Annotated in this window: 2 protein-coding genes; both read left to right on the forward strand. The window is 74.1% G+C overall.

Annotation, left to right across the window (positions count from 1 at the left end; genetic code table 11):
• On the forward strand, positions 1-4064 hold a 4064-nt coding region (locus tag QSK17_RS35305), incomplete at its 5' end, for a type I polyketide synthase (RefSeq protein WP_285710967.1).
• A 29-nt stretch (positions 4065-4093) separates the two neighbouring features.
• Positions 4094-10952: type I polyketide synthase (locus QSK17_RS35310; protein ID WP_285710969.1), on the forward strand; the 6859-nt coding region annotated here is incomplete at its 3' end.

Consider the following 10952-nt stretch of genomic DNA (forward strand, 5'->3'; position numbering starts at 1 on the left):
TGCGGTTGCTGACGGAGTCGGTGCCGTGGCCGGAGACGGGGCGTGCGCGTCGTGCGGGGGTGTCGTCGTTCGGGATCAGTGGCACCAACGCGCACGTCATCCTGGAGGCCGTCCCCCAACCCCCCGACGAGGCCGCGCCCGAGCACCCCTGCCCTCCGTTCGTGGTCACCGCGAAGTCCGCGAGAGCCCTGCGCGCCCAGGCGGACCGGCTGCGCGCGCACCTGGCCGCGAACCCCACGCTGGAGCCCGCCGCCGTTGCCCGGGCGCTGGTCAACACCCGCTCCCAGCACGACCACCGCGCCGTCGTCGTCGGCGACGTCCGCGCCGGGCTGGCCGCGCTCGGTCGCGGTGAGCCCGGTGTGGTGACCGGCAGAGTCGTGCCGGACGGCCGGACCGCGTTCCTGTTCACCGGCCAGGGGTCCCAGCATCCCGGGATGGGACGCGAACTGTATGAGGCGTTTCCGGCTTATGCGGAGGCGTTCGACGCGGTGGCGGCGCATCTGGATCCGCGGTTGCGCGAGGTGGTCTTCGACGGCGGTCCGGACCTCGATCGGACGGAGTTCGCGCAGCAGGCCATCTTCGCCGTCGAAGTGGCGCTCTTCCGGCTCCTGGAGTCATGGGGCGTCCGGCCTGACGTCGTGCTGGGGCATTCCATCGGGGAGATCGCGGCCGCTCACGTCGCCGGCATCCTGAGCCTGCCGGACGCCTGCACGCTGGTAGCGGCACGGGGACGGCTGATGCAGGCACTTCCCGAGGGCGGCGCGATGGTCGCCGTACAGGCGTCGGAAGCCGAGATCGGCCCGCTGCCCAAGGGTGTGTCCATCGCCGCGGTCAACGGCCCCGACTCGGTCGTACTGTCCGGAGACGCCGACCAGGTCATGGCGGTGGCTTCGAGCTGGGCGCGGACCAAGCGGCTCAACACCAGCCACGCGTTCCACTCCGCGTTGATGGAGCCGATGCTGGAGGCGTTCCACGAGGTCGTGCGGGAGCTGTCCTTCGGCGAGCCGGCCATCCCGATCGTGTCCACCGTGGACGACGGTGACCCGGCGACCGCGGATCACTGGGTGCGTCAGGTACGGGAGCCCGTTCGGTTCCACGATGGCGTACGCGCCCTGCACGCCCAAGGCGTCACGGACTTCCTGGAACTGGGCCCGGACGGTGTCCTCACCGCGATGGTCTCCGATGCCCTGCCCGCCGGGGACGCCGAAGCGGTTGCGGCGCTGCGGGCGGACCGTCCCGAGCCGATCACCCTGCTCACCGCGCTGGCCCGGCTGTACGTACGGGGCCGGCCGGTCGACTGGGCCGCCTGTCTGGGTGGTGGCGGCGGGCACGTTGACCTGCCGACCTACGCCTTCCAGCACGAGCGGTTCTGGCTCGACGCCACAGAGCCTGCGGGGGACGTCGCTGCGGCGGGGCTGTCGGTCACCGGCCATCCACTGCTCGCCGCGATCGTTCCTCTCGCCGGGCAGGACGGCGTGCTCGGCACGGCCAGACTCGCACTGCGGACGCACCCGTGGCTCGCCGATCACGCGGTCGGCGGCACGACTCTGCTGCCCGCGACCGCGTTGCTGGAACTGGTTCTGCGTACCGCCGCGGAAACCGGGTGCGACCTCGTCGAGGAGCTGACGATGGATGCCCCGCTCGTGGTACCGGAGCGGGGCGGCGTACAGATCCAGGTCACGGTGGGTGCCCCCGGGAACGGGGGACGCCCGGTGGCGATCCATTCGCGCCGCGACGATGAGGACGCCTGGACCCGGCACGCCGCCGGGACGGTCGCCCAAGCCGGGAGCCCGGTGGCGTCCCTGGCCGAGTGGCCGCCGCGGGACGCCGAGCCCATCCCGCTGGACGGGTTCTACCCGCGCCTCGCCGACGCCGGATTCGGTTACGGCCCGGCGTTCCAGGGACTGCGGGCGTGCTGGTCGCGTGGCGAGGAACTCTTCGCCGAGGTCGGCCTGCCCGAGGTCGCCGCCGGCCACCTCCTGCACCCGGCGCTGTTCGACGCGGCGCTGCACGCGGCCATGCTGCGCGGCGACGGCGTCGGAAGGCTGCCGTTCGCCTGGAGTGGCGTACACCTCGCGGCGACCGGCGCGACGAGCCTGCGGGTCGGCCTCACGCCGATCGACGACGGCTACTCGCTCGTTCTGGCCGACGGCGCCGGCGCGTCGGTCGGGAGCGTGCGGGCCCTCACTCTGCGGCCCTTCTCCACCGAGGGACTCGGCGTGCGGGATGCTATGTACCGCGTCGACTGGGTTCCGGCCCCGCACACGGCGCCGCCGTTAACCCGCTGCGCTGTGCTCGGCGACGGGGGTGACCTGGTCGCCGCGCTGAAGAAGGCGGGCGCAGATGTCGACATCTGGGACGGGGTCCGCACCGCGGTGGCACCGTACCCGGAGGCCGTGTTCCTTCCTGTGCCCCGTACGACCGGCCCCGCGCCCGGCGCGGACGGTGATGTCCCGGGGGTCGTGCGGGAGATGGTCGCGTCTATCCTCGCGACGGTCCAGGAGTGGCTCGCCCATGACGAACTGGCCGGGACCCGTCTGATCGTCCGGACCTGCGACGCCGTCGCGACCCGGCCGGGCGAGGACGTCCCCGACCTGGCCGCAGCCGCGGTATGGGGGCTGCTGCGGGCTGCCCAGTCCGAGCATCCTGGCCGGTTCGAGCTGCTCGATGTGGACGACTCGGCCGCGGTGGTGACGGTCGCCGGCGAGGCACAGGCGGCGATCCGCTCGGGCGGCGTCCTGGTGCCCAGGCTGGCCCGGGTGGCCGCTCCGACCGGTGCCGTCCCCACTCCGACCGGCGCAGTCCCCGCGACGTCCGGGACCGTGCTGATCACCGGAGGGACCGGCGCGCTGGGCGCGCTTGTCGCCCGGCAGGCGGCCGAGCGGGGCGCGCGGCACCTGCTGCTCACCTCACGGCGCGGCCAGGACGCGCCCGGCGCCGCGGACCTGGCGGCCCGGCTGCGGGACCTCGGTGCGGAGGTGACGATCGCGGACTGCGATGTCGCCGACCGCGAGGCCGTGGTCGCCCTGCTCGCGTCGGTCCCGGCCGAGCGCCCGATCACCGCCGTCTTCCACACAGCGGGCGTGCTCGCCGACGGGGTCGTGGAGACCCTCACCCCGCAACACCTCGACACGGTCCTGCGGCCCAAGGCGGACGCGGCGTGGCACCTGCACGAGCTGACCCGCGACGCGGGGCTCGTGGAGTTCGTGCTGTTCTCCTCGGCAGCGGGCACCCTCGGAACGCCCGGCCAGGCGAACTACGCCGCGGCCAACGCGTTCCTCGACGCACTGGCCGCCCAACGGCGTGCGGCCGGGCTCCCGGCCCAGTCCCTTGCCTGGGGGCTGTGGGCCGGCGGCATGGGCGACCTCGACGGCGCCGCCACCGGGCGGATGGGCCGTGGCGGCGTCGGAGCGCTTTCGCCAGAGGACGGCCTGGCGCTGCTGGACGCGGCGCGGGCGGATGGCGCCGCGACGCTCGTACCCATGAGGTTGGACCTCGCCACGGCGCGAGGGACGGAGGTTCCGCCGCTGCTTCGCGGGCTGGTCAGGACGCCGGCCAGGACCGTGGAGGCACCGGCCGAGCTGAAGCGGCGCCTGGCCGCGGCCACCGGTCCCGCGCGGCACGAGCTGCTCGTCCGGTTCGTCCGCGACCAGGCGGCGGCGGTGCTCGGACACGCCGACCCGGACGCGGTCCCCGCGCGGCAGTCGTTCCGCGACCTTGGCTTCGACTCGCTCACGGCGGTCGAGCTCCGCAACCGGATCAGCGTGGAGACCGGCCTGCGGCTGCCCGCCACGCTGGTGTTCAGCTACCCCGACGCGGCCGCGCTCGCCACCCATCTGGAGGCCGAGCTGGCCGCCGAGCCCGACGAACCGGATCTGGCCGCCCTGCTCGCCGCGATCCCCGTGGACCGGCTGCGCGCGGCCGGGTTCCTGGAGCCCCTGCTGCGGCTGGCCGCCTCCGACGCGGTCCCGCACCCGGCCGCCCCATCGGCCGAGGCGCCCTCGATCGACGCCATGGACGTGGATGACCTCGTCTCTCTCGCGCTCGACGGCGACCCCACCTGACCAGATCGACCCCCCGGAGTGTCAGCATCATGGCCACATCACCTGACAAGATCATCGAAGCGCTGAGGGCGTCGCTCAAGGAGAGCGAACGGCTCCGCGACCTCAACCGGCGGCTCGAGCTGGCGGCGGGCGAACCGATCGCGATCATCGGGATGGCCTGCCGCTATCCCGGCGGCGTCGCCTCCCCTGGCGACCTGTGGGACCTGGTGGCCCGCGGCGGAGACGCCATCACCGGGTTCCCGTCCCGGCGCGGCTGGGACCTGGCCGGGCTCTACGACCCCGACCCCGACCAGCCCGGCAAGGTCTACACCAGGGAAGGCGGCTTCCTGCACGACGCCGACGGCTTCGACCCGGGCTTCTTCGGCATCAGCCCCCGCGACGCGCTCGCCATCGACCCGCAGCAGCGGCTGCTGCTGGAGGTGTCGTACGAGGCCTTCGAACGGGCGGGACTGACCATGGACGCGATCCGCGGCAGCCGCACCGGCGTGTTCGCCGGAGTGATGTACAACGACTACGCGGGCCGCATGTACCAGGTGCCGGAGGGCTACGAGGGGCTGCTCGGCAACGGCAGCGCGGGCAGCGTCGCCTCAGGCCGCATCGCCTACACCTTCGGGCTCGAAGGCCCCGCGGTCACCGTGGACACGGCGTGCTCCTCGTCGCTGGTCGCGGTCCACCTCGCCGCCCAGGCGCTCCGTCAGGGCGACTGCGAGCTGGCCGTCGCCGGCGGCGTCGCGGTGATGGCGACCCCGTCCGCGCTGATCGAGTTCAGCCGTCAGCGGGCCCTGGCCCCCGACGGGCGCTGCAAGGCGTTCGCGGCGGCGGCCGACGGGACGAGCTGGGCGGAGGGCGCCGGGATCGTGCTGCTGGAGCGGCTGTCGGACGCCGAACGGCTCGGGCACCCGGTCCTGGCGGTGGTGCGGGGAACCGCGGCCAACCAGGACGGCGCGTCCAACGGCATGACCGCGCCCAACGGCCTCGCCCAGCAGCGCGTGATCCGCGCGGCGCTGACGAACGCCGGCCTGTCCGCGTCGGACGTGGACGCGGTCGAGGCGCACGGCACCGGCACCACGCTCGGCGACCCGATCGAGGCCGACGCCCTCATTGCCACCTACGGCCGGGACCGGGACCGCCCGCTGTGGCTGGGTTCGCTGAAGTCCAACATCGGGCACACACAGGCCGCCGCCGGCGTCGGTGGGATGATCAAGATGATCGAGGCCATGCGGCACGGGACCCTGCCGAGGACCCTGCACGTGGACGAGCCCTCCCCGCACGTCGACTGGACGGCGGGAGCGGTGGAACTGCTGACCGAGGAACGGGACTGGCCCGCTCGGGAGGGCGTGCGGCGCGCCGGCGTGTCGTCGTTCGGCGTGAGCGGCACCAACGCGCACGTGATCTTGGAGGCCCGCCCGCTGCCCGGGCCGAGGCCCGCCGCCGAGCCGTCCCCGACGGTGCCGTGGGTGCTCTCGGCCCGCAGCGGAGCGGCGTTGCGCGCCAGGGCGCGCGATCTGCTGCCCCTCGCGGACGGTGACGTCGAGGCCGTCGGCGCCGCGCTCGCGGGCCGGCAGACGTTCGAGCACCGCGCCGTCGTCACCGGTGACCTGCGCGCCGGGCTGGCCGCCCTGGCCGGGCAGGACGAGTGTGCGGGCGTGGTGACGGGGACCGCCAGGACGAGCCGCCGGGCGGTGTTCGTCTTCCCCGGCCAGGGCTCGCAATGGGCCGGGATGGGACAGGAACTGCTCGCCGCGTCTCCCGTGTTCGCGGACCGGATGGCCGAGTGCCGCGCGGCCCTGGACCCGTTCGTGGACTGGAACCTCCTCGACGTGCTGGACGACGCCGAGGCACTGGACCGCGTGGACGTCGTACAGCCCGCGCTGTGGGCGGTGATGGTGTCGCTGGCCGCGGTATGGCGGTCGTACGGTGTCGAGCCCACCGCGGTCGTGGGCCATTCACAGGGCGAGATCGCCGCCGCCGTGGTCGCGGGCGGACTGTCCCTGGAGGACGGCGCCCGCGTGGTCGCCCTGCGCAGCAAGGCCCTCCTGGCGCTCACCGGCTCGGGTGGCATGGTGTCCCTGGCCGTGACCGCCGAGCGGGCACACGAGCTGATCGCACCATGGGACGGCCGGATCTCGGTCGCCGCGGTCAACGGCCCGGCGTCCGTGGTCGTCTCCGGCGAGACGGCCGCTCTCGTGGCGCTCTTGGAGGCGTGCGATAACCAGGGCGTCAGAGCCCGGCGGATCGCCGTGGACTACGCCTCCCACTCCGCCCAGGTCGAGGCCATCGAGGACGAGCTGGCGCGGCTCCTCGCCCCGGTCCGTCCCCGCAGCGGCGAGATCCCGTTCCACTCCACCGTCACCGGCGGCCTCTTCGACACCGCCGGGCTGGACGCCGGGTACTGGTACCGCAACCTGCGCGGGACCGTCCGCTTCGAGCAGGTGGTGAACGGCCTCCTCGGCATGGGGCGGCCGGTGTTCGCCGAATGCAGCCCGCACCCGGTGCTCACCGTCGGCCTCGAAGAGACCATCGAGGCGGCGGGGGCGGACGCGCTCGCCCTCGGCACCCTGCGCCGTGGCGAGGGCGCCCAGGACCGGCTGCTCGCCGCGGTCGGCGCCGCCTTCGCCCATGGCGTGCACGTCGACTGGACGCGCGCGTTCGACGGGGTCGGCACCGCCGAGGTCGAACTCCCCACCTATCCCTTCCAGCGCACGCCGTACTGGCTGGACGCGCCGGGTGCGGCGGGCGACGTCACCTCCGCTGGGCTGGGCTCCGCCGGGCATCCGCTGCTGGGCGCGGTCGTGGCGCTGGCCGACGGCGATGGTTACCTGTTCACCGGGCGGCTCTCCGTACGGTCGCATCCGTGGCTGGCCGACCACGTCGTCCGCGGATCGGTCGTGCTGCCCGGCACCGCGATGCTCGAACTCGCCGCCCGCGCCGCGCAGGAGACCGGCGGCCGGGTCGTGGAGGACCTCGTACTCGAAGCGCCGCTGGTGCTGCCCGAGCACGCCGTTCTGGAGGTCCAGGTGTCGGTCGGCGCGCCGGACGGGACCGGCCGCCGCGCCGTCGGGGTGTTCTCCCGCCTCCAGGACGACCTCGCCGAGGACTGGACCCGGCACGCGAGCGGCCTGCTCGGCGGACCTCTCACCGCCGCAGGACCGGCCGCTGCGGGACTGACGGCCTGGCCGCCCGCCGATGCCGATCCCCTCGACCTGGACGGCCTGTACGACCGGTTCGCCACCATGGGCTTCGGCTACGGTCCCGCGTTCCGTGGGCTGCGCGCCGCCTGGCGTCGCGGTGAGGAGATCTACGCCGAGGTGGCCCTCCCGGCCGGGATCGCGCCCGAGGCGGCCCGCTTCGGGCTGCACCCTGCCCTGCTCGACGCCGCCGTACAGGCCGCGGCGCTGGGCCGTGGGGACGGCGAGGACCGCGCGCTGCTGCCCTTCGCCTGGTCCGGCGCGGTCATCCGCGCCACCGGGGTGAGCGGGCTCCGGGTACGGATCACACCCGCGGGTGACGACGCGATCTCCCTCGATGTCGCCGACACCGCCGGGGCGAACGTCGCCACGGTCGCGTCACTCGTCCTGCGCCCGGTTGCCGCGGGACAACTGACCGGCGACTCGCTGTTCCGCCAGGACTGGGTCCCGGTCACGGCCGCGCCCAGCGGCGCGGAGGTGGCCGTGCTGGGCGATGGGCTGCCCGGCGTTCCCGGCGCGGCGACGGTCCAGGACGTCGCCGGTGCCGAGCTCGTCCTGGCTCCCGTCTTCGGTGACCCCGGTGACGAGGCGGCCGCCGTCCGCGACGCGCTGGCCGGGGCGACGGAGCTGGTACGGGCCCGCCTCGCCGCCGACGGCCCTGGACGGCTCGCCTTCGTCACCTGCGGTGCGACCACCGGGAAGGATCTCGCCGGTGCGGCGGTGTGGGGCCTGATCCGCTCTGTACGCGCCGAGCACCCCGGCCGATTCCTGCTGGCCGACACCGACGACCGCGAAGCCGTCGTGGCACTCGTGCCGTTCCTCGCCGCCGGCGACGAACCGGAGGTCGCGCTACGCGACGGTACGGTCCTGGCACCGCGCCTGGTCCGCGCCGGTCGACCCGACACCGGTGCGGAACGACCCGACACCGATGCGGATGCGCGGATCGACGTCAGCGGCACGGTGCTGATCACCGGTGGGACCGGCGCGCTCGGCTCGCTGCTGTCTCGTCACCTGGTCACCGCGCACGGCGCCCGCCGCCTGCTGCTCACCACCCGGACCGGGGCCGGCGCCGCTGACCTCACCGCAGAACTCGAAGCGCTCGGCGCCGACGTGACGATCGCGACCTGCGACGTCGCCGACGGCCGGCAGCTGGCGGCCGTGCTCGCCGCCGTCCCGAACGACCGGCCGATCACCGCCGTGGTCCACGCCGCGGGCGCCCTCGCCGACGGCCTCGCCGACACCCTGACCGCCGAGGACTTCGAGACCGTACTGCGGCCCAAGGTCGACGCCGCGCTGATGCTGGACGCCCTGGTCGACTCCGCGGACTTCGTCCTGCTCTCCTCGGCGACGGGCACCCTGGGCAGCGCAGGCCAGGCCGCCTACTCGGCGGCGAACGCGGTGCTCGACGCTCTGGCGCGACGCCGCCGCGCCCGCGGCAGGGCCGGACGCTCCCTGGCCTGGGGACTGTGGTCGCGGAGCAGTGCAATGACCGGCGCCATGACCGACCTCGACCGCAGGCGGATGAGCCGCAACGGCTTCCCGCCGCTCTCGGACGAGCAGGGTCTCGCGCTGTTCGACGCCGCGCTCGCCCTGCCCGACCCCGTCCTGGTCCCCATCCGGCTGAACACCGCCGGGCTCCGCGCCGGCCTCGGCGATGCGCCCGTGCCGCCGATGTTGCGCGCGCTCGTCCCGGCGTCGCGCCCTTCCGCGACGGCCGGCGGGGACGACCTGCGCGCCCGCCTGGCCGCGCTGCCCGCCGCCGAAGCCGAGCGTAGGCTGACCGAGGTCGTCCGTACCCAGGTCGCGAGCGTGCTCGGCCACGGCGACGCCTCCACCGTGGACATGGACCTGACCTTCCGTGACCTCGGATTCGACTCGCTCACCGCGGTCGACCTGCGCAACAGGCTCGCCGCGCGGACCGGACTGCGGCTGCCCGCGGCGCTGGTGTTCGACCACCCGACCCCGCTGGCGCTGGTGGCCCACCTGCGCGCCGAACTCACGGGCGGTGCCGCGATCTCCGTACCGGCCGCGACCGCCGCGGACACCGAGCCGATCGCCATCATCGGGATGAGCTGCCGCCTTCCTGGCGGCGTCCAGTCGCCTGAGGACTTCTGGCGCCTCCTGGAGGAGGGCGGCGACGCCATCACCGAGTTCCCGCTGGATCGCGGCTGGGACGTCGAGGCGCTGTACGCCCCCGAGCCGCAGCCAGGCCGGACGTACGTGCGTTCCGGTGGATTCCTCGACGGCGCCGCCGACTTCGACCCGGGATTCTTCGGCATCTCCCCGCGCGAGGCCCTTGCCATGGACCCCCAGCACCGGCTGCTCCTTGAAGCCGCGTGGGAGTCCTTCGAGCGGGCCGGGATCGACCCGGGGACGCTGCGTGGCAGCAGGACCGGCGTGTTCGCCGGGCTGATGTACCACGACTACGGCCCCCTCGTGTCGGACGCGCCCGACGACGTCGAGGGCTTCCTCGGCGTGGGCAACTCGGGCAGCGTGGCCTCCGGCCGGATCGCCTACACCTTCGGGCTCGAAGGACCGGCTGTCACGGTCGACACGGCCTGCTCGTCCTCGCTCGTGGCACTGCACCTGGCGGTCCAGGCCCTGCGTTCAGGCGAGTGCACGATGGCCCTGGCAGGCGGTGCCACCGTGATGGCCACGCCGGGTACCTTCGTCGAGTTCTCGCACCAGCGCGGCCTGGCCCGCGATGGCCGCTGCAAGGCGTTCTCCGCCGGCGCCGACGGTGCCGGATGGTCAGAGGGCGTGGGGATGCTGCTGGTCGAACGCCTCTCCGACGCCCAGCGGCTGGGCCATCCCGTGCTCGCGGTCGTACGTGGCACGGCGGTCAATCAGGACGGTGCGTCGAACGGGCTGACCGCGCCGAACGGGCCGTCGCAGCGGCGGGTGATTCTGGCGGCGCTGGCCAATGCGCGGCTTGCGCCGTCGGAGGTGGATGTGGTGGAGGCGCATGGGACCGGGACGACGCTGGGTGATCCGATCGAGGCCGATGCGCTGCTGGCCACATATGGGCAGAACCGGGAGCGGCCGTTGTGGCTCGGCTCGGTCAAGTCCAACATCGGGCACGCCCAGGCCGCCGCCGGGGTCGCCGGGGTGATCAAGATGGTCCTGGCCCTCCGGCACGGCACCGTTCCGCGCACCTTGCACGCAGAGAACCCGACCCCGCACGTGGACTGGTCGTCGGGGCAGGTGCGGTTGCTGACCGAGGCGGTGGCGTGGCCGGAGACGGGGCGTGTGCGGCGTGCGGGGGTGTCGTCGTTCGGGATCAGCGGGACGAACGCGCATGTGATCTTGGAGGCTGCGCCGGTTGCTGAGGTTGCGGTGTCGGGTGGGGTCGGGCCGGTGCCGGTGCCGGTGCCGTGGGTGTTGTCGGCTCGGTCGGGTGAGGCGTTGCGTGTGTGGGCGGGCCGGGTGGCGGGGGTGGAGGCTGATCCGGGGGATGTGGGGTTTTCGCTGGTCAGTACGCGGCGGGTGTTTGAGCATCGGGCGGTGGTGTTGCCGGATGTGGGGGTGAACGCGCGGTTGCTGGCTGAAGCCGGCCCGGCCGGCACGGGTGGCGGGGTGGTGGCGGGGGTGGCGCGTCCTGATCGGCGGGTGGTGTTCGTCTTTCCCGGTCAGGGGTCGCAGTGGGCCGGGATGGGGGTGGAGCTGCTGGGGTGTTCGCCGGTGTTCGCGGCGCGGATGG

Origin of the sequence: Microtetraspora sp. NBRC 16547 (assembly GCF_030268965.1) — a bacterium.
Lineage (GTDB): Bacteria > Actinomycetota > Actinomycetes > Streptosporangiales > Streptosporangiaceae > Microtetraspora.